Below are 23,963 nucleotides of genomic sequence, written 5' to 3' on the forward strand. Positions count from 1 at the left end.
GAGAAAGGGCCACACCTGTTCCCATCTCGAACACAGAAGTTAAGCCTTTCATCGCTGATGGTACTTGGGGGGCAGCCCCCTGGGAGAGTAAGTCGTCGCCGGGTACAATGGATACTCTGGTTGAAGGTTAAGGCCTTCAGCCAGAAGCTCCATGAATTAATTGCCGAGTTGTTGAAGCTGGCAAGTAACGTTCCAAGGTAGCTCAATGGTGGAGCAACCGGCTGTTAACCGGTAGGTTGTGGGTTCGAGCCCCACCCTTGGAGCCATTTTGTTATTTCGGCCCCTTGGTCAAGCGGTCAAGACACCGCCCTTTCACGGCGGTAACAGGGGTTCGATTCCCCTAGGGGTCACCAAAATTTCTAATAATATGGGAGCTTAGCTCAGCTGGTAGAGCACCTGCTTGACGTGCAGGTGGCCACAGGTTCGAGTCCTGTAGCCCCCACCACGGTAGCTATTTTAGAAAGCGGGGCACCAACCGCTTTCTAAAATAGCGGTTTTTCACCAAAGGTGAAAAAACCTTCCATAAGCACCAAATTGCCACCTCTCTCACCGAGAGAAAAACACCTTGCGGGTGTGGCGGAATTGGCAGACGCGCTAGACTTAGGATCTAGTGTCCAGTACGTGGGGGTTCAAGTCCCTCCACCCGCACCATTACTATTTTATGCGGAAGTGGCTCAGAGGTAGAGCATCGCCTTGCCAAGGCGAGGGTCGCGAGTTCGAATCTCGTCTTCCGCTCCATAATTCGCGTCCGTAGCTCAGTTGGATAGAGCAACGGCCTTCTAAGCCGTGGGTCAGGGGTTCGAATCCCTTCGGACGCGCCATTTTATATCTTGATGTATTTCTTCGTGAGATGCATAGATTGTGGGCCATTAGCTCAATTGGTTAGAGCATCCGGCTCATAACCGGCAGGTCCGGGGTTCGAGTCCCTGATGGCCCACCATACGCCCAGATAGCTCAGTCGGTAGAGCAGAGGACTGAAAATCCTCGTGTCGCTGGTTCGATTCCGGCTCTGGGCACCACAATTTTTTAAGACTGGGAATTTCCCAGTTTTTTTTATTTTCAAAGAAAGTCGGAGCCAACAGGTCATAAACTGTAATCGACTTTCTTTTTTTTAGTTCAATTTCGAAAAGAAAATTAAACGAGTTTCGAAGTGCATGGTGATTTGGTGCAAAACTATTGTATACTAAAAGTGATGCAAATTAAGCGAGGTGACTTTGAATATGGATTCAATTATAAATGTATTTAGCAGTATGCGTATTATGGATGTTATAGATATTGCCATAGTAGCCTATGTATTTTATAAAATATTCATGCTCATAAGAGAAACCAGAGCTGAACAATTAATCAAAGGATTGGTTGTGCTGCTTGTTATGATGAAGCTTTCTGAATGGGCTAAATTGTATGTTGTCCATTTCATATTGTTGAACACTATGACCCTTGGATTAATTGCATTGATTATTGTTTTTCAGCCTGAATTAAGGCGTGCACTTGAATATATTGGAAGGAACAAGATATTCTTTGCGAAAATGGCTGAAGAGCAGGAAGAAGCATTTAACCATACGGTTCATGAACTCGTCAGCTCGGTCGTCAGTTTGTCCAGGGAACAGATTGGGGCCTTGATTGTCATGGAGCGGCAAACAGGTCTTAATGAGATTGTGTCTACAGGGATAAAAATTGATGCTGAAATTTCCAGTGGACTTTTAATAAATATTTTCATACCGAATACGCCTTTGCATGATGGGTCTGTAATCATCAGAAAGGACAGGATTTTAGCCGCAGGGTGCTTCTTGCCTTTGTCTTCAAACCAGATGATCAGTAAGGAGCTGGGGACTCGCCACAGGGCGGCTTTGGGAATTGCGGAACAATCGGATGCGTTGGTTATTATTGTTTCGGAAGAGACGGGAACAATATCAGTCGCTTTGAATGGAAAGCTTTCAAGATATTTGGATGCCAACACTTTAACAAGTGTCATTAAAAAAGCTTATTCCGAAGAAGAACAGCCAGCTATTATGAAGCGGCGCTGGAGGTTGAATCATGAACTTATTAAAAAGAATTAATTCTTGGAAGCAAAGCCCAAAGTACGCAAAATTTCAAAGGAACATAGCCCCCAAAATACTTTCCATTCTGTTTGCTGTCGTATTTTGGCTATATGTCATGGATCAGGTTAATCCCGAAATGGTGAAAACTATACCGGATGTCAAGGTTGAAATGTTGAACTTAGAAAGCGTTCAAAATGAAGGTATGGTCATCATGGGGGATAAGGAATTTTACGTGGATGTCAAATTGAAAGGCAGGCGCAGTGAAGTCATAAAAGTGACGGCGAATGACCTGTTGATTACAGCTGATCTCGAAGGTTTTCAAAAAGGCACAAACAACATCATGCTGAATTCAAAAATATTTGTATCCAATGTTGCTATAGAAAGCTTATCAATGAATTCAATAAAGATATCTTTGGACCGAATTGTTGAGGTCGCAAAATCTGTCAAAATCGAATATGTGGGGACACTCGCTGAGAATTACACCACAGGCGACTTATCCGTGACACCGCAAGAAATAACTGTGAAAGGGCCTGAAAGTCTCGTCAATAACATATCGTCAATCCGTGGTCAGCTGGATCTAACAGAGGTTTCCAATCAGCTGGCTAAAGAGATCCCGGTTACGCCGGTCGATTTGGATGGCAATGTTGTGAATGGTGTCGAGCTTGGAAAGAATTATGTTACTGTACAGATAGGTATTTATAAATTGTCGAACATTCCAGTTGGAATTTTGACTTCTAACGAGGTTGCGGAAGGTTATAAGCTGGTCAAAATGGAAGTGCTCCCTGCCGTGATAACGATTCGTGGTAATGAAGAAATTGTTTCGAATGTCGAGAGTATTATGACTGAAGAGATTAATTTGATGGATTTGACAGAAACCACCGAGCTGGAGGTTGCGTTGTCGCTGCCGGAAGGTATTTCTGTGCCATTCGCTGAGCAAACAGCAACAGTTAAAATATATGTTGAACCTCTGATGATGGGGACGCTTGAGTATAATTCAGCAGAAATTGCTATTGAAAATATGAATCCAGAGCTTAATTATGAAGTGTTGACGCCTGAAAGCACTTTGTTTATCGCTTACGTACAGGATAGCCAGAGTGTCGTCAGCGAATTGGAAAAGGGCGATATGAAGCTGTCTGTGGATGTGGGGACGCTTGAGGAAGGTGACCGGCGGCTGGAACTTAAATATTTTTCTGAGACACCGTACACTTCAGTGCGGCTATCGCCGGAAACACTTTTAATCAGAATCACCCGGAGGTGATTGGGCAAGCATGGAGCGGGAAATCGAAATGATCTTGGACTCAACCCATGATGCTATGATTGCGGTTGACATTGAGGGCAGAATTACAATTTTCAACAAAGCTGCGGGCATTCTGACTCAAAAAAATCCTGTCAGCGCAATTGGACAGCCTGTTGACAGCGTCATTGAAAATACGCGTTTGCCATGGGTCCTCAAAACGGGGATTAGCGAATTAAACCAAAAGCAGCCTCTTGGAGACATCACCATTATAACCAACCGTATGCCGGTGCTGAACGAATTGGGAGATGTCGTTGGAGCTATCGCGGTATTCAGAGATATTACCGAGGTGCAAGAGCTGGCTGAAGAGATCACAAACCTAAAAGAAATCAGAGGAATGCTCGAAGCAATCTTCAATTCTACGCAAGACGCGATTTCAGTCGTTGATCAAAATGGGATTGGCGTCATGATCAATCCAGCTTATACACACATTACAGGCTATACAAGCAAAGATGTCATAGGTAAAATGTGTACCGTTGATTTCAGCGAAGGGGAAAGTGTTCATTTAAAGGTACTGGCAACAGGGCATCCAGTAAAAGGCGCGCGTTTAAAAGTGGGTGTAAATCGAAAAGAAGTCTTGGTCGAGGCAGCGCCAATCATGGTCGGGGATATCCTGCGCGGAAGTGTCGCTGTCATTCATGACTTATCTGAAATCAATAGACTCATATCTGAACTCGATCAGGCAAAGCAGCTGATTCGAAACTTGGAAGCGAAGTACACTTTTTCTGATATAAAAGGTCAACACAGTGTCATTTTAAACGCAATCGAAAAGGCAAAACTGGCCGCGGCAACGCCTGCGACGGTTGTGCTAAGAGGTGAAAGTGGCACGGGCAAGGAGTTGTTTGCCCATGCGATCCATAATGCAAGTGAGCGAAAATATTCGCAGTTCGTCCGAGTGAATTGTGCTGCAATCAGTGAAACTATTCTCGAAAGCGAGCTTTTTGGTTATGAAGAAGGGGCGTTTACCGGGGCAAGCAAAGGCGGCAAAAAGGGTCTTTTTGAACGGGCGCATGGTGGCACGCTCTTTCTGGATGAAATTGGTGAAATTAGCCTGAATATGCAAACCAAGCTGCTGCGCGTTCTACAGGAAAAAGAGATTGTCAGAGTTGGGGGAACCAAAGCCATTCCAATAGATGTACGCGTGATCTCGGCAACAAATTTGGATTTGGAGAAAGCTGTTGAGCAAGGTCGTTTCAGAAAGGATTTGTACTACAGAATTCACGTTTTTCCAATAGCCATCCCACCGCTCAGAGAACACAAAGAGGATGTGCGGGCGCTTGCCGAATTCTTCATCGTAAAATACAACCAAGAGTTTGGGAGAAATGTCAGTGACCTTTCAGAAGAGGCTCTTGAAGAAATGCTCGCCTATGACTGGCCTGGAAATGTGCGGGAGCTCGAAAACTTTATTGGGCGATCACTAATAAACATGAAAATCACAGACACAATAATTCTCAAAAAACATCTTCCGAATTTGGAGTTAGTCTCTGTCCACATGGAGCGCCAATTTAATGAGCGGGACGAAAAAGATGTTAATAAACCGGTTAAGCTTTTGTCAACTTATATTGAAGATGCAGAGAAGCGTGCGATTTCACATGCCTTGTCAGCATCTGCCGGCAACAGGGAAATCACTGCGAAGGCACTGGGAATTTCTTTAAGAACGCTGTATTATAAGATTCAGAAGTATGAAATTCAGGAAAAATAGAGTTTGTTGCATGCAAAAATTTGCAGAAAAAACACAGTAGTGCAAAATTTTGCATGCAATGGAATGCAAAAAAATATGTTTAAGGTACTATGACACAGGATTTTTTTGTTACGGTTTATTAATGCGCAATGCCAGGTGTTCCAATGCCTTTAATGGGGCTGGACCACCTGGTTTTTTCATTTTTTTGGCACGTGAATTGCATATATTATTGTTGATGAAACTAAAGGAGGTACATGTTTGGATAAACTGCTGGTTCTTGTTATAAATCCAGGCTCGACATCTACGAAGGTTGCCATTTTTGAAGGGGAATCCTTGATAATTCAGGAGAATTTAACTCATTCAGCAGAAGACTTGTCAAAATATGATCATATTACAGATCAGTTTGATTTCAGGTCAGAGATGATTTTATCCTGGTACCACGACTTAGGTTACAGCCTTGAGTCGCTCAGGGCTGTCATAGGGCGGGGAGGGTTGCTTAAGCCTATGCCCAGCGGTATTTATGAAGTATCTGAAGGTATGATGGAGGATTTGAGAATTGGAGTTCAAGGTCAGCACGCGTCAAATCTCGGTGGTCTGATCGCGGACATGATTTCCCGAAAAGCAGGGGTCAAGGCGTATATCGCTGATCCTGTCGCTGTAGATGAATTTGATGAAGTTGCTAGAATTTCAGGTATTCCAGAGATCAAGAGAAGATCTCTTGTCCATGCATTAAATATAAAAGCGATCGCGCACCGGTTTGCTGATGAACATAAGAAATCACTCCATGATATGAATTTAATTGTTGCCCATCTTGGCGGAGGAATTTCTATCGCGCCTATGGTTAAGGGAAAAATCAAGGATGTCAATAACGCCAATGAAATGGGGCCTTTTTCTCCTGAGCGGGCGGGCAGCTTGCCGGTTGGGGATATTGTGAAAATGTGTTTTTCTGGTCAATACACGCAGAAGGACATGAAAACTAAAATTAACAACAGAGGCGGATTAGTTGCGTATTTGGGAACAAATGACGCCCGTGATGTTCTTAAAATGATTGATGCGGGTGATGTCCGGGCAAAGTTGATTTTTGATGCCATGGGTTATCAGATTGCTAAAGAAATTGGTGCTATGGCAACCGTCATGGAGGGACAAGTGGATGCGGTGTTGCTGACTGGCGGAGTCGCATATTCTCAGTATCTGACCGACCTGATCAGTGATCATGTGAAATTTATTGCTCCGGTGACAGTCATGCCGGGTGAAGATGAAATGACGGCGCTGAACGAAAGTGCGTTAAGGGTATTGAATAAGGTCGAGGCGGCAAAAATATATGAGAATGAGGTGAATTAAATGATTAAAAACTTTGATGAGGTCATCCAGGCAGCTAAGCTGCGTGGTCCCAAGACTTTAGCCGTTGCCTGTGCTCAGGACGAGGATGTGCTCGTGGCAGTTGAGAACGCGAGAAAAGCGGGCATAGCGGAAGCGATTCTCGTTGGAAACAAGTCAGAAATTGCTGAAATTGCAAGGCGCCAAAACATTGATTTAGGCAATTATGAAATTGAGGATATCGCGGATTTGGCCGAAGCGTCCCTTCGTGCGGTAGAGCTTGTTTCGAGCGGGAGAGCACAGCTGGTCATGAAAGGCTTGGTCGATACGGCGATCATTCTCAAGGCGGTGCTGAACAAGGAAGTTGGGCTCAGAACCGGAAATGCTTTGAGTCATGTAGCTGTGTTTGATGTCCCGAATTATCCAAGACTGCTTTTCGTGACGGATGCAGCAATGAACATAGCGCCGGACGTTGAAACAAAGCGGATGATCATAGAAAACTCCCTGAACGTTGCAAAAGCTTTGGACAATGACATGCCAAATGTGGGTGTGATCTGCGCTAAAGAAAAAGTAAACGACAAGATGCCAGCGACAGTGGATGCCGCAGAGCTTGTTAAGATGAATGAAGATGGCCGTATCAAGGGTTGTAAGGTCGGAGGACCGTTTGCGCTTGACAATGCGGTTTCAGAAGAGGCTGCTAAAATTAAGGGTATCAAGGACCCCATGGGTGGAAAAGTGGATATCTTACTTTGTCCTACAATTGAAGCCGGCAACGTATTGTATAAGGCACTGACATTTTTGGCAGGCGCAAGAAGCGCGGGGATTATTGTAGGCGCAAAGGCACCAGTGGTCCTGACGTCCCGTGCGGATGACGACGATTCAAAGCTGAATTCCATTGCACTCGGCGTGCTGATGGCAGCTTTAAAGTAGAGGTGGTTTAATGTCTTCACAAAGAATTTTGGCGATTAATCCTGGATCGACATCTACAAAAATTGCAATTTATGAAAATGAAAAATGTTTGTTTGAAACGACACTTCGACATTCCACTGAGGAGATTTCAAAGTATAAACATATCTTTGACCAATATGAGTTCAGAAAAAATGTCATCCTGAATGTGCTGAATGAGAAGGAAATCAATTTGACGAAGCTGAGTGCCGTCGTCGGCCGTGGCGGCCTTTTAAAGCCCATAGAAGGCGGCACTTACCTTGTTTCAGAATTGATGCTTGAAGATCTCAAGCGTGGCGTTTTGGGCGAACACGCCTCCAATCTGGGCGGTGTACTGGCATTTGAAATTGCGTCCAAGCTGAACATCCCATCTTATATAGTGGATCCGGTTGTGGTTGACGAGCTTGAGGATATTGCCCGTATTTCCGGAATCCCGGAGATTGAAAGAATTTCAATTTTTCACGCGCTCAATCAGAAGGCGGTTGCACGCAGGGCAGCAAAAGAAATGGGACGCGATTACACAGAGTTGAATTTGATAGTGGCGCACTTAGGTGGCGGTATTTCAGTGGGTGCCCATAAAAAAGGCCGTGTTGTCGACGTCAATAACGCACTTGACGGCGAGGGGCCATTTTCGCCTGAGAGATCTGGCGGTCTCCCGGTTGGGGATTTGATCAAATTGTGCTTTTCCGGAACCATGACGCAAGGTGAAATTAAAAAAAGAATAACCGGAAACGGTGGACTGGTCGCGTATCTTGGAACGAATAATGCAAAAGAGGTATCAGAACGCATCGCTTCTGGCGACAGTGAAGCGGCGCTGGTTTATAAGGCTATGGCTTATCAGGTGGCAAAGGAAATTGGCAGCTGCGCGGCAGTGTTAAAAGGTGAGGTAGACGCCATACTGCTCACGGGCGGTATTGCTTATGACAAACAGTTTATAGAGTGGATTGAAAAACGAGTCCAGTTTATTGCGCCCGTCAAAAAATACCCGGGTGAAGATGAAATGACAGCGCTGGCTGAAGGCGCTCAGAGGATTTTGAATGGAGAAGAAGAAGCCAGGCAATACATTTAGTGAGAAGGATGTGACCCTATTGCATGAAGCGCTTAAATCAGACCGACACATCCGGATCATTATTGGTCATTACGGCAGTGGCAAGACGGAATTCTCGGTAAATTACGCGTTGGCAATGGCAAATGCCGGACTACAGACCGCCCTTGCGGATTTGGATGTAGTGAATCCATATTTCAGGTCCAGAGAAAAGGCGGTTATGCTGGAGCAGCACGGTGTTCATGTCATCAGCAGCTCGAGGGGCCATAATGCCAATATTGATATTCCCATGATTTCCGCAGAAATTTTCTCGCCCCTTCAAGAGGAGAAAACACAAGTCGTTCTGGATGTGGGTGGGGATGCAATTGGTGCTAAGGCAGCCGCGCAGTTCAGACATTATTTTATCCCAGGGCATTACGACATGTTCTGTGTTGTGAATCGCTACAGGGAACAGACGCAGAGTCTTGAGGGTGTTATGGAACACATACGTTCCATAGAGGCGACCATCGGCACAAAAGTCACTGGGTTGATCAATAATACGCACCTTCTGAGGGAAACAACTGTGGAGGACGTCTTATACGGTCAGGCACTGGTGCGGGAGGTCTCGGCGTTTACGGGGCTGCCCATCCGCTACGTCAGCGCGATTAAAGAAGTGGCGGCGCAATTGCCAAAATCTGTTGAAGGGACAGTCTTGCCCCTGGAATTATATATGCGGGAAGCATGGATGTAGTCAAATAAATTGATTGGAATTATGAGGAGGAATAAGCGTGGCAAAAGCCAAAGGACACGTGGCGTTCAACGAAGATATCTGCAAAGGCTGTGGATTGTGTGTTGAGGTCTGTCCCGTAAAAATCATTGCACTGGATCGAAGCAGAATTAATGTCAAAGGCTATTATCCAGCGTCTGTGTCGGAAATGGACAAATGTATAGGGTGTGCCAACTGCGCCACAATTTGTCCGGACTTGGTCATCACCGTTCATAGGGATATGGTCTAAACTACCGAGGAGGTATCTTCCATGGCAAAGAAATTGATGAAGGGCAACGAAGCAATTGGCGCTGCCGCTATTAACGCAGGCTGTAAGTTTTTCTTTGGGTATCCAATTACTCCACAAAATGAGATTCCGGAATATATGTCGAGGGAATTGCCAAAGGCTGGCGGCTCTTTTGTTCAAGCTGAAAGCGAAGTGGCTGCAATCAATATGGTCTATGGTGCCGCAGGTGCTGGGGCCAGGGTTATGACGTCTTCTTCCTCTCCGGGAATCGCGCTGAAGCAGGAAGGGATTACATATATTGCCGGCGCTGAGCTCCCTTGTGTTATTGTCAACATTTCTCGCGGTGGCCCAGGTCTGGGAGGCATACAGCCAGCCCAGTCGGACTATAACCAATCTACGAGAGGCGGCGGTAACGGGGATTACAAGCTTCTGGTTTATGCGCCGGCCAACCTTCAGGAAATGGTGGATATGGTTCAAGAGGCCTTTGACGCGGCGGATTATTATAGGAATCCGGTATTGGTTGTAGGTGATGGTATGATTGGACAGATGATGGAGCCTGTTGAATTCAAGCCGTTTGTTTCAAAACGTCAGCTGTCGGAGAAAACTTGGGCGACGGATGGTACAAAAGGAAAACGGAAGCCCAACATCATCAATTCGCTGTTCCTCGATCCAGCTAAGCTGGAGGAACATAATGTCCATCTGCAGAAAAAGTATAGAACCATTAAGGAAAACGAAGCTCGGGCAGAGCTCTATAATTTGGAAAAGGCCCAGGTTGTCATTGTGGCTTATGGGACGACTTCCCGGATCGCGAAAAATGCTATTGAGTCTCTCAAACAGGAAGGTATTGAAGTGGGCCTGATTCGTCTTCAAACGCTTTGGCCGTTCCCTGATGAAGCCTTCAAGGCCCTGCCTGAAACGTGCAAGAGTATGCTTGTTGTAGAAATGTCCATGGGTCAAATGATCGAGGATGTTAAGCTCGCGGTGGCATGCCGGCTGCCAGTTGAATTTTATGGCAGAGCGGGCGGCATGATTCCTGAACCAGACGCTATTGCAGCTAAAATCAAGGAAATGCTTGGAGGTGTCAAGTAATGGCGGTTGTATTTCAGAAGACGCGTGGACTTACGGATGTTCAGACGCATTACTGTCCAGGCTGTACCCATGGGATTATTCACAGGCTCGTCGCTGAGGCGCTGGAGGAGCTTGGTGTTCTGGATGATTCTATAGGCGTTTGCCCGGTTGGGTGCTCGGCGCTTGCTTATGATTATTTCAATTGTGATATGCACCAGGCTTCCCATGGCAGGGCGCCAGCGGTTGCGACCGGTGTTAAGCGTGTCCATCCCAACAATGTCGTATGGACTTATCAAGGGGATGGGGATCTGGCTTCCATAGGTACGGCAGAAATTATTCATGCGGCGCATCGCGGCGAAAAGATCACGACCATTTTTGTAAATAACGCCATCTATGGCATGACAGGTGGCCAAATGGCGCCAACGACACTCGTTGGGCAAAAAACCACGACTTCTCCTTATGGCAGGGACCCAGAGACCTGCGGGTTCCCGCTCAAGATCGCTGAAATGATGGCTACTATCCCTGGCGCCGCTTTTGTGGAGCGGGTTTCAGTGGATACGCCAGCAAACGTCAGAAAAGCAAAAAAAGCAATTCTTGAAGCCTTCAAATGTCAGATTGAAGGTAAAGGTTTTGCTATTGTGGAAGTCCTTTCGACCTGTCCTACGAACTGGGGCATGACGCCAGTGGATGCCCTCGAATGGCTCAGGGTGAATATGATTCCGTATTATCCGCTTGGCAACTTCAGAAAACCAGGGGAGGCAGAGTAGGATGGTCAATGAAAAAGTAATCTGTGCAGGTTTCGGCGGTCAGGGCGTCATGTCTATGGGCCAGCTCATGACTTACGCAGGTATGATTGAAAATAAAGAGGTTTCCTGGCTTCCGTCCTATGGACCGGAAATGCGGGGCGGGACGGCAAACTGCAATGTCATTGTTTCTGACCATTTGATTGGTTCCCCAGTCATCACCAACGACGCCACGGCGGCAATTGTCATGAATTTGCCGTCTTTGGACAAGTTTGAAAACCATGTTAAGGCTGGCGGGATGATTTTGGTCAACAGCTCGTTGATCGTAAAAAAAGTTGCGAGAGATGATGTGAACGCTTACTATATCCCTGCGAATGAAATCGCCAATGAGCTGGGGAATCCAAGAATCGCGAATATGGTTATGCTGGGCGCTTATTTGGAGCTGGCTCATCCGGTGAAGACAGACAGCGTTCTTGAGGCTTTTAAGAAAGTCTTCGGTGAAAGCAAAGCGCACTTGCTGCCGCTTAATGAAGCAGCGCTGAGAGCTGGGTCTGAATTCATTCAAAAACAGAGGGCTTAGGCGCCAGTTGAACTTGTTGGAGTATTGAAAACTCAGGATTTTTGAGCAAAGCCCGGGCAAACCCCGGGCTTTGCTTTTGCGCTGCGTATCACAGAATATTTCGCTGATCTCATAAGGAATGGAAACCTTCAACTGGTATCTTCTTCCTAAGATGCTTTTGTGGTATAATCTATTGGATATACCCTTAGTCGCCTCAACCAGGTGAAGAGATGAGTGTTTCTTCGTTTCTTAACTGTCGTTTGGCGAAGAAAAGTTGGAGGCGTTTTACTTGTTCGCAGAGTATTTTCAGGCACTGGCGCTGATTTTCATAGCAGAAATGGGCGACAAAACGCAGATCTTGTCTATGGCGTTCGCGACAAAATTCAAAATCCGTCAGATTTTAATTGGCGTCGCCCTTGGCGCTGCGCTTAACCACGGGCTGGCCATAGCTTTTGGAACTCTTCTGAGCCGTTATGTGCCACTCGAGCTGCTTCAGCTGGTCGCCGGAGTGCTTTTCCTCTTTTTTGCTTTTTGGTCCCTGCAGGCACAGGAGGCTGAGGAAGAGGATGTCAAGTCAGCTTATGGGCCTGTGCTGACCGTTGCGCTGGCGTTTTTTCTGGGCGAGCTGGGTGATAAGACTCAGTTGACGGCGCTGACACTATCGGCAGGAGCGAAGAGCCCGGTGATGGTACTGGCAGGGACGGTTTCCGGCATGGTCTTGACCAGCCTGATTGGGATCCTCGTAGGGATTAAGCTTGGAGATAAAATCAAGGAGCTTCACCTGAAGCTCGGCGCTTTTTCGGTATTTATGTTTTTTGGTCTTCAGAAAATTTTTACAAGCCCTTTGACCGGGTCGTGGTCGTGGCTTGTTTGGATTCCCCTGCTGGCAGCGCTCGCAGTGCTATCTTATTTCAGGATCACGGGCTTCAGGCGAGCGCTCTCCATGATCGAGAAGACTCAATTTCAAGCGCGTCTTGAGGATCTCAGGGCTTTCGCGGGAACGCTCAGAAACGAGGTCGAAATGCTTTGCAAAGGTGAGGTGTCCTGCAGTACCTGCATTGGTGAAGCGTGCCTGGTAGGGTACATGAAAAAGATCCTGGATCAGGCTGCCCATCATGTCGAAATTGATAAGTCTGGTCTCCGTAATGTCGAGCAGCTTCTTGACCGTTCCTATGACAAACAAAAAGCTCGTGGCATTTTGAATATGATCAACAGATTTTACGCGGAGTATCCGGAGTCATTCGGAGGTCATGGACACGACGCTTTCGAAAGTGTGCGGCTAAGCATTGAGCGGATTGTCTTTGGAGCGCCGCTTGGAGAATTTGATAAATATCAGGATTATAAGCATGCTATAGAAGCAAAGGACAGCAGCTTTGGACTAAAAAAATTGTAAGGAGCGACATATGGGAAAACTATTTGGTACAGACGGGGTCAGGGGCATAGCAAACGTGGAGCTGACCAACGAATTGGCTTACAAGCTGGGAAGAGTGGGCGCTTTTGTGCTGACCAAGCAAGATCATCACACGAAGTCAAGGCTGATCATAGGCAAAGACCCCCGTGTTTCTGGGGATATGCTTGAGTCCGCCTTAATCGCTGGCATTTTGTCTGCAGGCTGCGACGTTATCAAGGTGGGGGTCGTTCCAACGCCGGCGATCGCATATCTGGTCAGGCATTTGAAGCTCGATGCCGGGGTCATGATTTCAGCCTCTCACAATCCCGCTGAGTATAATGGCATCAAATTCTTCAATGCTGAGGGATTCAAGCTTTCGGACGAAATTGAGGAAGAGATTGAGCGCTATATTCTTGGAGACCTTGATATTGAGATTGAGCCAAGCGGTATAAAAATTGGCAGAAAGACAGAGGTCTACAAGGCTAATGACTTATATGCGGAGTTTGTGGCGTCCACGATTGATACAGACCTGGAAGGACTTCATGTCGCGATAGACTGTGCCAATGGCGCGTCGTCAGAGGTCGCGGTCACGACTTTAAGGGCTTTGGGCGCAAAGGTAGACGCCTTCCATCACATTCCTGACGGCATCAACATCAATTTGAATTGTGGATCAACCCATACGGAAGTCATTGGGGAAATTGTCACAAAAGGCGGGTATGATATAGGCCTGGCATTTGATGGCGACGCGGACCGGTGCCTGGCTGTGGACGAGAATGGCAGCCTGGTAGATGGGGATAAGATTATGGCGATTTGCGCCATTGAGCTTCAGAAAGCCAATATGCTCAAGGATCAAACTGTGGTCAGTACGGTAATGAGCAATATTGGCTTTGAGGAAGCGCTGGAAAAGCGCGGGATGAAGGCGCTGCGCACTAAGGTTGGTGACCGCTATGTGCTCGAGGCAATGCGTGAAAACGGTTATGTGCTGGGTGGTGAACAGTCGGGCCATATTATTTTTTTGAATCACAACACGACCGGAGATGGTCTGATGACAGCGGTGAAGCTGCTGGCGGCGCTTAAGAAAAGTGGTCAGCGGATGTCTGAACTGGCTGGCGTCATGCAAGTCTATCCTCAGATCCTAAAAAACGCCAGGATTAAAAATGAATTCAAGCATACTTATATGTTGGATGAGGTCATTGCGGCGCGCATTAAAGCTGTTGAGGCAGCATTTCAAGGCAAAGGCCGCGTATTAATCCGGCCGTCCGGGACTGAGCCTTTGGTACGGGTCATGATTGAAGGGGACGATCAGTCGCTGCTCGAGTCCTATGCTGCTGAGCTGGTTGAGCTCATTGAAGCTCGGCTGGGCAAGGTGTAGGTCACGAGACCATCGGCAAAAACATAGCTTGGCATTTGGGGGCGCTCTGGTGACGGAGCGCCCTGCTTTGCATTTGCAGGGAAAATTTGCTATTTTTCTAAAATGTTACACATCCTTAAGGTCAATAATGGTATAATGGAAAAGGTATTCGTCACAAAGAGAGCAACTGGAAGGAGGAACAGGGTTTAGGAAGGACAAAAGCTGCGACGCGGCAATTATAGCGCCTGAGCTGCCATGATTCAGGAATGGCAGTTGACGAGGACGGGGTTTATCGAATTTTCGGCGGATGCCCCGCGGTCAGCCGTGACCGTAGACATACTCAAAGCTCTGGAGCGATCCGGAGGACAAATGGTATGGGACGGCATAAATAAATGATTAAAAGACTCTGTCGCGGTGTCCTGTTTCTTTTTGTGCGATGCCAAAACATAAAAAAGGAGACTGTCTATTATGTGTGGTATCGTAGGTTATATTGGAAGTCAAGAGGCTGTGCCTTTTTTGCTGGACGGATTGGAGCGCCTGGAATACAGGGGTTATGACTCTGCGGGCCTCTCTGTCATTGACGGGGAAGGACTCAAGGTCAGGAAGATCAAAGGACGACTTGAGGGTTTAAAGAATTTAATGCTGGAAGAGCCCATTTCAGCCCATGTTGGCATTGGACATACACGCTGGGCGACTCATGGGGCCCCAACAGTTCCAAATGCCCATCCGCATTTGAATCAAAATGGGACAATCTCAGTTATACACAATGGAATTATTGAAAATTACATGAAAATAAAAGAGTGGCTGATACAAGAAAAAGGTTATGAGTTCAAGTCTGAAACGGACACTGAGGTCATAGCGCATTTGATCGACTTTTATTATGATGGGGATATTCTGAAGGCCGTGAATCGTGCCGTAGAGATTATGGAAGGCACTTATGCCTTGGGCGTAATCTGTCAGTTTGAGCCGGATAAAATTGTTGCGGTTCGAAAGGACAGCCCTTTGATTGTGGGCCTGGGTGAGGACGCAAACTTTATCGCCTCTGATATACCGGCGCTTTTGAAATACACGAGAAATATTTATCTGATTGAAAACGGAGAGACCGTGCTGCTTACAAAAGACAAAGTGACCATATGGGATGAGAAGGGTGCGGAAGTTAAGCGCGACGTCTATCAGGTCACTTGGGACATTGATTCTGCTGAAAAAGAGGGCTTTGAGCATTTTACGCTCAAGGAAATCTTTGAACAGCCCAAAGCGATTCGAAATACATTATTTCCAAGGTTGGATAAGAACAATGACATTATCCTTGACGGCATCAAACTGACAAAAGAGGATATTGAAGTCTTTGACCGTGTCTATATTGTGGCATGCGGTACGGCTTATCACGCAGGTTTGGTGGGCAGGTTCGCCATTGAACGCTTCGCGGGGATCCCAGTCAGTGTAGAGGTCGCCTCAGAGTTCAGATACAGAGACCCTTTCATTGATGACAAAACTTTATTCATCGCGGTTTCGCAGTCCGGTGAGACGCTGGATACCCTTGCCGCTCTGAGGGAAGCAAAGAGAAAAGGCGCCAGGATTCTCAGCATTGTCAACGTCGTTGGCAGCTCTGTGACCCGGGAAAGTCATGATGTGCTCTATACCTGGGCAGGCCCGGAGATAGGCGTTGCGTCAACAAAGGCTTATACGACCCAGTTGATCGCGTTTTATCTGATTGCCCTCTATATGGCAAGGCTGACGGGCAAAATGCCGGAGAACCAGTACCATCAGATCTTGGACGAACTGAAGGGCATAGATAAGAAAGTTGAAGCCGTCCTTAAGAAAGCGGATGTATGTAAAGCTATGGCTATGCTTCAAAAAGACAATACCTCTGTCTTCTTCATGGGGCGTGGTGTCGACGTGGAGACGTCCTTTGAAGGTTCGTTGAAATATAAAGAGATTTCCTACATCAATTCCGTCGCAATTGCGGCGGGTGAACTGAAACACGGGACAATTGCGCTGATTGAAGAGGGCACATTGGTTATGGCCCTCGCGACTCAAGAGCGGCTCTTTGACAAAATGTGTTCCAATATGCTTGAAGTAAAGGCCCGTGGCGCTCGTGTCGTGGCCATTGCGCAAGAGGGCAGAACGGAAATAGAGAAATACGCCAGCGAGGTCTTCTATATTCCACGCACCATGGATGAGCTGGCGCCAATATTATCGATTATCCCGCTGCAGTTGCTGGCCTATTATGTTTCCGCGGCCAGGGGCAATGACGTGGATAAGCCACGAAACCTCGCAAAGAGCGTCACCGTGGAGTAGCGTGATTGAAACAGGAAGAGGCTTTAGTTTGCAGTGAGGGCGAGAATACGCAAGGTGGACTGCAATGATTAAGGGAGGCTTGGCAAATGATCGTAACGACGACACCAAGTATTGAAGGCAAGAAGATTACGGCATACAAAGGCGTTGTATTTGGAGAAGTGATTTCTGGGGTGGACTTTATTAAGGACTTTGCGGCGGGGTTGACCAATTTTTTCGGCGGCCGGTCCGGCTCCTATGAAGGAGAGCTGATCGAAGCGAGAAACCAAGCTATGTACGAGCTTGAACGCAGGGCCGGTGCCCTTGGGGCGAATGCCATTGTAGGCGTGGACATTGATTACGAGGTCCTCGGTCAGGCTGGCAATATGCTGATGGTGACCGCCTCCGGCACTGCAGTCGTTGCGGAGTAAAACGCTTGCCCAAATATTGAAGCACATTCCATAATAAAAGATCCGTCAATCAGGCACGGTTGTGCCCTTGAAAGACGGATCTTTTTTTGTTAAGACTGTTAAGAACCCACTGCGCCGGAAAATCATCAACGGATGACAATGACCGGAATCTCGGAATGGTGCACAACCTTGTTGGTGACGGAACCAATCAGGAGACGCTTTGCGGCGCCCATGCCATGAGTACACATCATGATGAGGTGGAAGCCGTCAGTTTCAGCGGTGCGCACAATCATTTGAGCGGGATCGCCAGTAACATGGAGCTTCTGGATATTAGTGATACCAGCCCCACGGAGGGTAGCCTCCACAACGTTGAGCATATCCGCAGCAGTTTCTTCAAACTTTTCGCGGTTCAGATCATAAACGCCAATCAGGTCACCATGAACCAGATTGCGGTCCAGAGGGATGACGTTGAGTAGCGTCACTTCATAGTCAAGGGCAGGAACGAACTCTTTCAGGTATTCTACGAGTCGATCAGGGACGGATGAGGAATCAATGGGAAGCAACAATTTTCTCATGATCGAGACCTCCTTGATAAGGCATTATGCGTAACGCGGGCTAAAACGGCCTGCAATTCCGGAGGATATTGCAGATGCTGCGTTTCAAGCCGCGGTGTCGTCAGGTTCATAACGATTGAAATCAGATCAGCGAACATGCTACTGGATGACAAGGACTGGGACATAGCAATTGTGAACGACCTTATTAGTGACACTGCCAATCATCAAGCGCTTCGTGGCGTCGAAGCCATGCGTATTCATCAGAACCATGTGGAACTCTTCACCTTCAGCAATAGCCACGATCTCTGCTGCGGGATTACCTTTTTTGACTTTGGTCGCGACGTTTTCAATGCCAGCTTCTGTGAGCTGCTGCGCGACTTTTGTGACCATTTCTTCAGCGACATGCTCGAAGGTTGAATTATGGAGTCCGAATACTGTCGCGAGATGAGGATGAGACAGGGCCTCTTCATAAGGAATCACGTGCAGGACAGTTACTTCATACCCTTGAACGATGCCGAGCTCTTTAACATACTCGAGTGTTCTTTCGCTGAGTTTCTCGCCATCAATTGGAAGCAACAGTTTTTTCATGGTGACACCTCCTTGGTTTCCTCCGGTTGTTCCATTTATACCCCCGAAAAGCAGGTTTAAAAGCTTAAAAGAGCGAATTGTATCGATACATGTCCCGGCGTATAGGCGATTAAAAGCAAAAAAAACCGATCCAAAGCGCTGCCGATGGTTTCAGCACGCCATTTGAATCGGTTCATTTATTGTTTTACGCGGCGCTCTTCGCGCTTTCTCTCGGTGTGCCGGCACGCTTTTTCTGAGCGGCAACCTTGAGGAACAGCATCAGGAAACCAGCGGCGACTATAATCCCTGCAGGATAGGCAATGGCAGGTGACAGCTTGAAGCCTTCAGGCGCAACGAGAATGTAAGTGATGGAGACTGCGCTCATAAAGGTCGCTGGTACTGTCGCAATCCAGTGTGTCTGATCTTTGAGATAAAGGTACATTGCGGCAGCCCAGAGGACAATCATGGCCAAAGTCTGGTTGGACCATGCAAAGTAACGCCATACAATGTTAAAATCAATCGTGGTAAGCGCAAAGCCAATAACGAAAAGCGGAAGGGAAATCATTAGTCGGTTTCGAATAGGACCTTGCTTAAAATTGAGGATATCCGCAACGGTAAGGCGCGCGCTTCTGAAAGCGGTATCGCCGGAAGTCACCGGACAGGCGACAACGCCCAGAATGGCCATGACGCCGCCAATTTTGCCGAGAAGCGTATTCGAGATCGTGTTGACGACCCAAGCCTGACCGCCATTTGCAGTCATTTGCGCACCCAGTTCACCGGTGCTTCCAAAGAATGCCATAGCAGCAGCAGCCCAGATCAAGGCGACAATGCCTTCAGCAATCATGGCGCCATAAAATACTTTGCGGCCTTGGCGTTCATTGGTGATGCATCTTGCCATCATTGGAGATTGTGTGGAGTGGAAGCCGCTGATCGCGCCACAGGCAATGGTGATAAACATCAGGGGCCAAATAGGAAGGTTGCTTGGGTGAAGGTTGGCAAGCTGAATTTCCGGAATTTGATAACCGCCGAAAAAGATGCCGCCAGTGACACCCACCGCCATAATCAGCAGGGTAGCGCCGAACAAAGGATAGACTTTTGCGATCAGCTTATCAATAGGGAGCATGGTCGCGACGACATAATAAGCAAAGATGGCATAAATCCAAAACATTTTATTGAAGGTGGGCGGCGTTATTCCGGACAGGAGCGCAGCCGGGCCAGTGATAAAGACGACGCCGACCAAAACAAGGACGAGGATTGAGAAGCCCCTCATGAAATTCTTAAGTCCAGGGCCAAGATAATGTCCGACGACCTCCGGGATGCTGGCGCCGTTATGTCTGACGGAGAGCATGCCTGAAAAATAATCATGGACACCGCCGGCGAAGATTGAACCAAGCACGATCCAAAGGAAAGCAACCGGTCCCCATAAAGCGCCAGCGATAGCACCAAAGATTGGCCCCAAGCCCGCAATATTGAGGAACTGAATCATGAATATTTTCCAACCGGGAAGTGGAACGTAGTCGACGCCATCATTCATGGCGACAGCTGGTGTTGTGAGCTGCTCATCCGCGCCAAATTTCGACTCGACAAATTTACCGTAGATGAAATAACCTGCTACCAGCGCCACAATGGACAAGAGAAATGAAATCATTTAACAACCTCCTAATTCCTATGTAAGTGTATACGTTGTCTAAGCAGGATCATCTTATAATAAAAAAAAACGCCGGAGGCGTTTTTTGACATAAGACGTCGGTAATCCTGCACAAGCTGTCAGAATGTCCCCATAATTTGCTTGAAATCAGACAGGTAATGCCTGCTGACGGGGATGGGGTTTTCAATGCCCCTGAGCTTCAACTGATAGGTGTGATTAAACCATGGAATGATCTCTTCAATTTTATCAAGGTTGACCACGAAGGAACGATGACACCTGAAAAAGAATTTGGGGTCCAATTTTTTCTGAAAGCTGCTGATGCTCGAGACGACTACAAAGGCTTCATCCTTGGTAAAAATGTGGACCTCGCGTTCCTTGACTTCGAGGTAGCAAAGCTCTGAAACCGGAACGACTCTCAGTTTTTCTGACTTCCAGAGAGTGAGCTTCTCAGGATATGAGACTTCAGCAGGTTCGAGGGTTTTCAACTTGTTGAGGAGAAGGCCCAGTCGCGCTTCTGAAAAGGGCTTCAGCAGGTAATCATAGGCTTCCAGCTCAAAAGCCTCCACGGCAAATTCTCTGTGGGCTGTGACAAAGATGATTCGCGAGGCAAGATCCAATTGCTGGAGCTGTCTCGCGAAGCTTATACCGTCGAGCTGTGGCATGCTGATGTCCAGAAAGATGAGGTCAGGGCTGTTCTGACGCGCGAATTCAAAGGCGGCCGGCGCGTCATCAAAGTCTCTCAGGATTTCAATGTCGCTGTTGTTTTCAATCAGATAGGCGAGCTCTTTGCGCGCCGGCATTTCATCATCTACGATTATGCAGTTCAAGCTACCACACCCTTCGACAAACTTGGCACTTCAAAGGAAATTCGGGTTCCGTTTTCGAGACGCTCGATCGATAGTCCCGTGCCGTAAATCAATCTCAAGCGGTTTTGTACATTGGACAGCCCAATATGATGGTTAGGCAGCGTTCCGTTTGCAATGTGTTCAACAATAACAGGATCGATGCCAACGCCGTCATCCTCAACGGTGATCTTCGCCATGCCTTCGCCAGCTCTCTGGATCTTCAGTAAAATGCGCCCTCTGCCGCTGCCCTTCATGATGCCGTGCCGCACGGCATTTTCAACGAGGGGCTGGATGATCAGAGATGGGATGGACAGCTCCAGAGTATCGTCAATGATATATTCGACATTCAATTTGTCACCAAAGCGCGCGCGCTCAATATCAACATAAGCCTTGACCTGTTGGATTTCCCGGCTGATGCTCACCAGCCGGTCAGTACACTCTATGTTGTATCTTAAATAAGTAGAAAGGTCCACGATCAGCTGCCGCGCCTTTTCGGGCTCGGCCCGCGTGAAGGCGGTAATGGTGTTAAGGGCGTTAAAGAGAAAGTGAGGGTTAATTTGTGACTGCAGGGCCTTGATCTCCGACTGAGTTGCCAGCTCCTCGAGCTTGTGAATCTTGCTGATTTCCAGCTGCGTAGAGATGATTTGCGACAGGCCAATGGCAAGCTGCGCTGTGCTTTCAGAAATCATACCTTCTTTGCCGTAATAGATTTTCAAAGTACCCGTCACCTGATCACCTTCAAAGATGGGGACGAGCACTGCGGATTTGAGAGGACAGTCTTCGTGGTCACACTGTATTTGGGATTTTTTATTGAGAAACAGGATTTCCCCGGTGTCAATGACCTTTCTTGAGGCGCCGGTGCCAAGTGGGCTGCCGCTCATATGATGATCCGCCCCAAGCCCCACATGCGCGAGCACAGTACTGTGATCCGTGATCGAAACCGCGTCTGCCTGAATGGCAGCTTGAATGATCTGGCAGATCTTTTCAATGGATTCCGGCGTGATGTCCCTGAAATAAGGCAGTGTCTGATTGGCAATATCCATAGCGGTCTTGGCCTGACGCGCCGCAATATTTTCTTTTTCGTCAAAAAGATTTTGAATAATCAGGATTAAAATGCTGATTCCTATCCCGTTGGTCATACTCATGGGAAGATAGATGCTTTTAACGATTGCCAGCGCGGCGGGAAAGGGCTTTGAGATCAGCAAAATGAGCAGCATCTCAAAGGTTTCCATGACGAAGCCGCCCACGAGGCCATACAGCCATTTGTTTTTCCGCGTGGACTTGTGATAGATCAAAGACGCCGCAAGCCCTGCGCCGATAGTCGCCAGCGCGCATGGCACCGCTGTCAAAGAGCCAATGGGCATGGTCAGTCTGTGGAGACCCGCGATAACCCCTGCGGCAATCCCCACAAACGGACCCGCCAGGATCCCGCCTGCCATAACCCCAATGAGTCGGGTGTTGGCAATAGCGCCCTGGATCTCCGTACCAATATAGGTTCCCAAAATGCCAAAGGCCCCAAAGATTATGGCGAGGATCAGCTTTTCTCTCAAGAGAAATTTTTCTTTGAGCATGATCTTTTTAAAGATGGACAGCCGTGACAGCCAAAAGGCGAGCAGGACGACGTACCCCAGATTATTCGTCAAATTGCGAAGCAGAACCATGCGCAAGCCTCCATTGCAAAACCGTTCAATCGATTTTTTGTTGTCTTATTATACCTTGTTTTTGAGGCTTTGTAAAAATGGGGAAGACTTAAAAAGGAAGACTTGCTGTGGTGGCTGCTGTTTGCTGCTGGTGCGAACTTCGGGGTAAAATTATTTGTCTTTTTTCTTTCCCCTGAAGAGTGAAAAGCCGCCAAAACCGCCAATGATGGCGATATAGAAGCCAAGGTCATAAAGGAGGCCTGTGTTATTGACCTCGTAAATTCTGTAGCCGCCCCGAATAAACCCCAGGAGCATGGACAAAGGCGCCAGCCAGCCGTGCCAAATGCCTGAAAAGAAACCCGCGGGTGTTGACGCCGTATAGCTGCCGTCACCCGGCAGACAGGCTGTCAGTGTGAGCATAAAAAGCAGAATCAGAACCGATAAAGTGAGCTTTTTCATGATGGACCTCCTCGTCATAGAAAAACAAAGGCAGGAATTGGGTTTTTCATTGGATAAACGTTATAATGATTTTAGTGGCTTAGTGTTCTTTTACACATTACAAATCAGCTTCAAACACATTTTACGAGTTGTTTTCAAACCTGCCTTATTGTATGATTCAATAAGCGATACAGGCTTCGCTTAAACTGCAAGACAAAAAGAAACGAAAGCAGGTTGAATACCTTGAATATAACAGCCTTTACGAAAACCCCAAGAGGCAAAGCGATTTTTTATCTGATCATTGCCTCGGTTCTATGGAGCACAGGCGGCATGCTGATCAAGCTGGTAGACTGGAATCCAGTGGCCATAGCCGGCACAAGAAGCGGAGTCGCGGCGCTTGTTATGCTCCTCTACGTCAAAAAACCAAAATTTACGAGATCGAGAGCCCAAATCGCAGGCGCTTTTTTCTATATGCTGATGGTCATCTTGTTTGTTGTCGCCAACAAGCTCACCACTGCTGCCAATGTCATTCTTCTTCAATACACGGCCCCTATTTGGGTGGCCTTGCTGGGGGCGTGGGTACTAAAAGAAAAAACCCGCAGGGTGGATTGGCTGGCGATTGCTGCCGTCATGGGCGGCATGGTGCTGTTTTTCCTTGGGGACCTTGGGAGCGGTGCGCTTCTTGGAAATCTGATCTCCGTTGTTTCGGGGGTGTTTTTAGCGTTGACCGTCATTTTTCTGAGGCTTCAAAAGGATGGTTCCCAAATCGAAATGACCTTGCTTGGCAATTTGCTTACCTTTTTAGTGAGTATTCCCTTTATCCTTCAGTCCGTTCCGGATACCAGAAGCATAGTGGGGATCCTTCTCCTGGGTGTCTTCCAGCTTGGTATTTCCTACACGCTGTTTTCAATCGCGGTACGTCATGTAACGGCCCTCGAAGCCATACTGATTCCCGTGATTGAACCTATACTCAACCCCGTCTGGGTGTTTCTTGCAACCGGTGAGAGGCCGGGAGGCCTGGCTCTGGTGGGCGGACTCATTGTCGTTTTAGCGGTGACGCTGCGCAGTTACTATATCAGCACCCTTGGCAAAGTCAAAGAAATTGAAGCGGTCCAATAAATTAAGAAGGAAGTGGAGGCGATTTTATTGAAATGCGCCTGCCA

Annotated in this window: 22 protein-coding genes, 8 tRNA genes and 1 rRNA gene; 25 read left to right on the forward strand and 6 right to left on the reverse strand. The window is 47.5% G+C overall.

All coding sequences use genetic code 11. The features are described 5' to 3' along the window. The 24 genes from rrf to BLP63_RS14410 all read left to right on the forward strand — a co-directional run bounded on the left by rrf (position 1) and on the right by BLP63_RS14410 (position 17,129). Positions 1-94: ribosomal RNA gene (gene rrf / locus BLP63_RS14295) — 5S ribosomal RNA — on the forward strand. Positions 95-191: 97 nt separating this feature from the next. Further along, positions 192-266, forward strand: a tRNA-Asn gene (locus BLP63_RS14300). A 12-nt stretch (positions 267-278) separates the two neighbouring features. Beyond that, positions 279-353, forward strand: a tRNA-Glu gene (locus BLP63_RS14305). A gap of 16 nt (positions 354-369) precedes the next feature. Beyond that, positions 370-445: transfer RNA gene (locus BLP63_RS14310), tRNA-Val, on the forward strand. 122 nt (positions 446-567) lie between these two features. After that, a tRNA-Leu gene (locus BLP63_RS14315) sits at positions 568-651 on the forward strand. Positions 652-663: 12 nt separating this feature from the next. After that, positions 664-738: transfer RNA gene (locus BLP63_RS14320), tRNA-Gly, on the forward strand. A gap of 6 nt (positions 739-744) precedes the next feature. Beyond that, a tRNA-Arg gene (locus tag BLP63_RS14325) sits at positions 745-821 on the forward strand. Positions 822-863: 42 nt separating this feature from the next. After that, positions 864-940 (forward strand) — tRNA-Ile (locus BLP63_RS14330). A gap of 3 nt (positions 941-943) precedes the next feature. Continuing rightward, positions 944-1,019: transfer RNA gene (locus BLP63_RS14335), tRNA-Phe, on the forward strand. Positions 1,020-1,220: 201 nt separating this feature from the next. Further along, complete coding sequence (cdaA, locus tag BLP63_RS14340; RefSeq protein WP_092592754.1) at positions 1,221-2,057, forward strand: diadenylate cyclase CdaA; 837 nt, start codon at positions 1,221-1,223, stop codon at positions 2,055-2,057. Continuing rightward, positions 2,035-3,297 (forward strand): CdaR family protein, encoded by a 1,263-nt coding sequence (locus BLP63_RS14345; protein WP_092592756.1) that lies wholly within the window; start codon positions 2,035-2,037, stop codon positions 3,295-3,297. Before cdaA ends, BLP63_RS14345 begins: the two co-directional genes overlap by 23 nt. A 10-nt stretch (positions 3,298-3,307) precedes the next feature. Next, complete coding sequence (locus BLP63_RS14350; protein ID WP_092592757.1) at positions 3,308-5,035, forward strand: sigma-54 interaction domain-containing protein; 1,728 nt, start codon at positions 3,308-3,310, stop codon at positions 5,033-5,035. A gap of 237 nt (positions 5,036-5,272) precedes the next feature. Further along, positions 5,273-6,355, forward strand: coding sequence for a butyrate kinase (gene buk / locus BLP63_RS14355; protein WP_092592759.1), 1,083 nt, complete (start codon positions 5,273-5,275; stop codon positions 6,353-6,355). Continuing rightward, on the forward strand, positions 6,356-7,261 hold the full coding sequence (locus BLP63_RS14360; RefSeq protein WP_092592761.1) for a phosphate butyryltransferase: 906 nt from the start codon (positions 6,356-6,358) through the stop codon (positions 7,259-7,261). It begins immediately after the preceding gene. A 10-nt stretch (positions 7,262-7,271) separates the two neighbouring features. Beyond that, positions 7,272-8,345 carry a butyrate kinase gene (buk, locus tag BLP63_RS14365; RefSeq protein WP_092592763.1) on the forward strand — a complete coding sequence of 358 codons (1,074 nt, stop codon included), beginning with the start codon at positions 7,272-7,274 and terminating at the stop codon, positions 8,343-8,345. Then, complete coding sequence (locus BLP63_RS14370; protein WP_092592765.1) at positions 8,314-9,051, forward strand: nucleotide-binding protein; 738 nt, start codon at positions 8,314-8,316, stop codon at positions 9,049-9,051. The genes buk (BLP63_RS14365) and BLP63_RS14370 overlap by 32 nt, the downstream gene beginning before the upstream one ends. A 37-nt stretch (positions 9,052-9,088) precedes the next feature. Continuing rightward, the gene (locus BLP63_RS14375; RefSeq protein WP_092592767.1) at positions 9,089-9,316 is read left to right on the forward strand and encodes a 4Fe-4S dicluster domain-containing protein; all 228 of its coding nucleotides are present in this window, start codon (positions 9,089-9,091) and stop codon (positions 9,314-9,316) included. Positions 9,317-9,337: 21 nt separating this feature from the next. After that, on the forward strand, positions 9,338-10,402 hold the full coding sequence (locus BLP63_RS14380; RefSeq protein WP_092592769.1) for a 3-methyl-2-oxobutanoate dehydrogenase subunit VorB: 1,065 nt from the start codon (positions 9,338-9,340) through the stop codon (positions 10,400-10,402). Further along, positions 10,402-11,148 (forward strand): thiamine pyrophosphate-dependent enzyme, encoded by a 747-nt coding sequence (locus BLP63_RS14385; protein WP_092592771.1) that lies wholly within the window; start codon positions 10,402-10,404, stop codon positions 11,146-11,148. Before BLP63_RS14380 ends, BLP63_RS14385 begins: the two co-directional genes overlap by 1 nt. 1 nt (position 11,149) lies before the next feature. Further along, entirely contained in the window at positions 11,150-11,704 is a 555-nt protein-coding gene (locus tag BLP63_RS14390; protein ID WP_092592773.1) for a 2-oxoacid:acceptor oxidoreductase family protein, read from the forward strand. 268 nt (positions 11,705-11,972) lie between these two features. Next, positions 11,973-13,076, forward strand: coding sequence for a TMEM165/GDT1 family protein (locus tag BLP63_RS14395; RefSeq protein WP_092592774.1), 1,104 nt, complete (start codon positions 11,973-11,975; stop codon positions 13,074-13,076). A gap of 10 nt (positions 13,077-13,086) precedes the next feature. Further along, positions 13,087-14,445 (forward strand): phosphoglucosamine mutase, encoded by a 1,359-nt coding sequence (glmM, locus tag BLP63_RS14400; protein WP_092592776.1) that lies wholly within the window; start codon positions 13,087-13,089, stop codon positions 14,443-14,445. A 447-nt stretch (positions 14,446-14,892) separates the two neighbouring features. After that, positions 14,893-16,722, forward strand: a complete 1,830-nt coding sequence (gene glmS / locus BLP63_RS14405; protein ID WP_092592778.1) for a glutamine--fructose-6-phosphate transaminase (isomerizing) — start codon at positions 14,893-14,895, stop codon at positions 16,720-16,722. 86 nt (positions 16,723-16,808) lie between these two features. After that, positions 16,809-17,129, forward strand: a complete 321-nt coding sequence (locus BLP63_RS14410; RefSeq protein WP_092592780.1) for a putative heavy metal-binding protein — start codon at positions 16,809-16,811, stop codon at positions 17,127-17,129. A 125-nt stretch (positions 17,130-17,254) separates the two neighbouring features. Here BLP63_RS14410 and BLP63_RS14415 read toward each other — a convergent pair whose 3' ends face one another. From BLP63_RS14415 to BLP63_RS14440, 6 genes are all read right to left on the reverse strand, one after another. Beyond that, positions 17,255-17,683: a universal stress protein gene (locus BLP63_RS14415; protein ID WP_092592782.1), complete on the reverse strand. Its 429-nt coding sequence runs from the start codon at positions 17,681-17,683 to the stop codon at positions 17,255-17,257. Positions 17,684-17,821: 138 nt separating this feature from the next. Next, a complete protein-coding gene (locus BLP63_RS14420; RefSeq protein ID WP_092592784.1) occupies positions 17,822-18,250 on the reverse strand; it encodes a universal stress protein in 429 nt (142 codons plus the stop codon). A 184-nt stretch (positions 18,251-18,434) separates the two neighbouring features. After that, the gene (locus BLP63_RS14425; RefSeq protein WP_092592786.1) at positions 18,435-19,877 is read right to left on the reverse strand and encodes a carbon starvation CstA family protein; all 1,443 of its coding nucleotides are present in this window, start codon (positions 19,875-19,877) and stop codon (positions 18,435-18,437) included. A gap of 119 nt (positions 19,878-19,996) precedes the next feature. Next, positions 19,997-20,704, reverse strand: a complete 708-nt coding sequence (locus BLP63_RS14430; RefSeq protein WP_092592788.1) for a LytR/AlgR family response regulator transcription factor — start codon at positions 20,702-20,704, stop codon at positions 19,997-19,999. Next, positions 20,701-22,383, reverse strand: a complete 1,683-nt coding sequence (locus BLP63_RS14435; RefSeq protein ID WP_092592790.1) for a sensor histidine kinase — start codon at positions 22,381-22,383, stop codon at positions 20,701-20,703. Before BLP63_RS14435 ends, BLP63_RS14430 begins: the two co-directional genes overlap by 4 nt. A 150-nt stretch (positions 22,384-22,533) precedes the next feature. Then, positions 22,534-22,821 carry a hypothetical protein gene (locus BLP63_RS14440; RefSeq protein WP_092592792.1) on the reverse strand — a complete coding sequence of 96 codons (288 nt, stop codon included), beginning with the start codon at positions 22,819-22,821 and terminating at the stop codon, positions 22,534-22,536. A gap of 222 nt (positions 22,822-23,043) precedes the next feature. Between BLP63_RS14440 and BLP63_RS14450 the strand changes: the two genes are divergently transcribed. Continuing rightward, the gene (locus BLP63_RS14450) at positions 23,044-23,919 is read left to right on the forward strand and encodes a DMT family transporter (protein WP_242870930.1); all 876 of its coding nucleotides are present in this window, start codon (positions 23,044-23,046) and stop codon (positions 23,917-23,919) included. The last annotated feature ends 44 nt before the right edge of the window (positions 23,920-23,963 follow it).

The sequence above is a fragment of the Acidaminobacter hydrogenoformans DSM 2784 genome (assembly GCF_900103005.1).
GTDB classification, from domain to species: domain Bacteria; phylum Bacillota; class Clostridia; order Peptostreptococcales; family Acidaminobacteraceae; genus Acidaminobacter; species Acidaminobacter hydrogenoformans.

What these genes read in the sequence shown, in the direction of transcription:
- cdaA (WP_092592754.1), top strand. Translation starts at nt 1,221, where the DNA reads ATGGATTCAATTATAAATGTATTTAGCAGTATGCGTATTATGGATGTT.
- BLP63_RS14345 (WP_092592756.1), top strand. Translation starts at nt 2,035, where the DNA reads ATGAACTTATTAAAAAGAATTAATTCTTGGAAGCAAAGCCCAAAGTAC.
- BLP63_RS14350 (WP_092592757.1), top strand. Translation starts at nt 3,308, where the DNA reads ATGGAGCGGGAAATCGAAATGATCTTGGACTCAACCCATGATGCTATG.
- BLP63_RS14360 (WP_092592761.1), top strand. Translation starts at nt 6,356, where the DNA reads ATGATTAAAAACTTTGATGAGGTCATCCAGGCAGCTAAGCTGCGTGGT.
- buk (WP_092592763.1), top strand. Translation starts at nt 7,272, where the DNA reads ATGTCTTCACAAAGAATTTTGGCGATTAATCCTGGATCGACATCTACA.
- BLP63_RS14370 (WP_092592765.1), top strand. Translation starts at nt 8,314, where the DNA reads ATGGAGAAGAAGAAGCCAGGCAATACATTTAGTGAGAAGGATGTGACC.
- BLP63_RS14380 (WP_092592769.1), top strand. Translation starts at nt 9,338, where the DNA reads ATGGCAAAGAAATTGATGAAGGGCAACGAAGCAATTGGCGCTGCCGCT.
- BLP63_RS14385 (WP_092592771.1), top strand. Translation starts at nt 10,402, where the DNA reads ATGGCGGTTGTATTTCAGAAGACGCGTGGACTTACGGATGTTCAGACG.
- BLP63_RS14390 (WP_092592773.1), top strand. Translation starts at nt 11,150, where the DNA reads ATGGTCAATGAAAAAGTAATCTGTGCAGGTTTCGGCGGTCAGGGCGTC.
- glmM (WP_092592776.1), top strand. Translation starts at nt 13,087, where the DNA reads ATGGGAAAACTATTTGGTACAGACGGGGTCAGGGGCATAGCAAACGTG.
- glmS (WP_092592778.1), top strand. Translation starts at nt 14,893, where the DNA reads ATGTGTGGTATCGTAGGTTATATTGGAAGTCAAGAGGCTGTGCCTTTT.
- BLP63_RS14410 (WP_092592780.1), top strand. Translation starts at nt 16,809, where the DNA reads ATGATCGTAACGACGACACCAAGTATTGAAGGCAAGAAGATTACGGCA.
- BLP63_RS14415 (WP_092592782.1), bottom strand. Translation starts at nt 17,683, where the DNA reads ATGAGAAAATTGTTGCTTCCCATTGATTCCTCATCCGTCCCTGATCGA.
- BLP63_RS14420 (WP_092592784.1), bottom strand. Translation starts at nt 18,250, where the DNA reads ATGAAAAAACTGTTGCTTCCAATTGATGGCGAGAAACTCAGCGAAAGA.
- BLP63_RS14425 (WP_092592786.1), bottom strand. Translation starts at nt 19,877, where the DNA reads ATGATTTCATTTCTCTTGTCCATTGTGGCGCTGGTAGCAGGTTATTTC.
- BLP63_RS14435 (WP_092592790.1), bottom strand. Translation starts at nt 22,383, where the DNA reads ATGGTTCTGCTTCGCAATTTGACGAATAATCTGGGGTACGTCGTCCTG.
- BLP63_RS14440 (WP_092592792.1), bottom strand. Translation starts at nt 22,821, where the DNA reads ATGAAAAAGCTCACTTTATCGGTTCTGATTCTGCTTTTTATGCTCACA.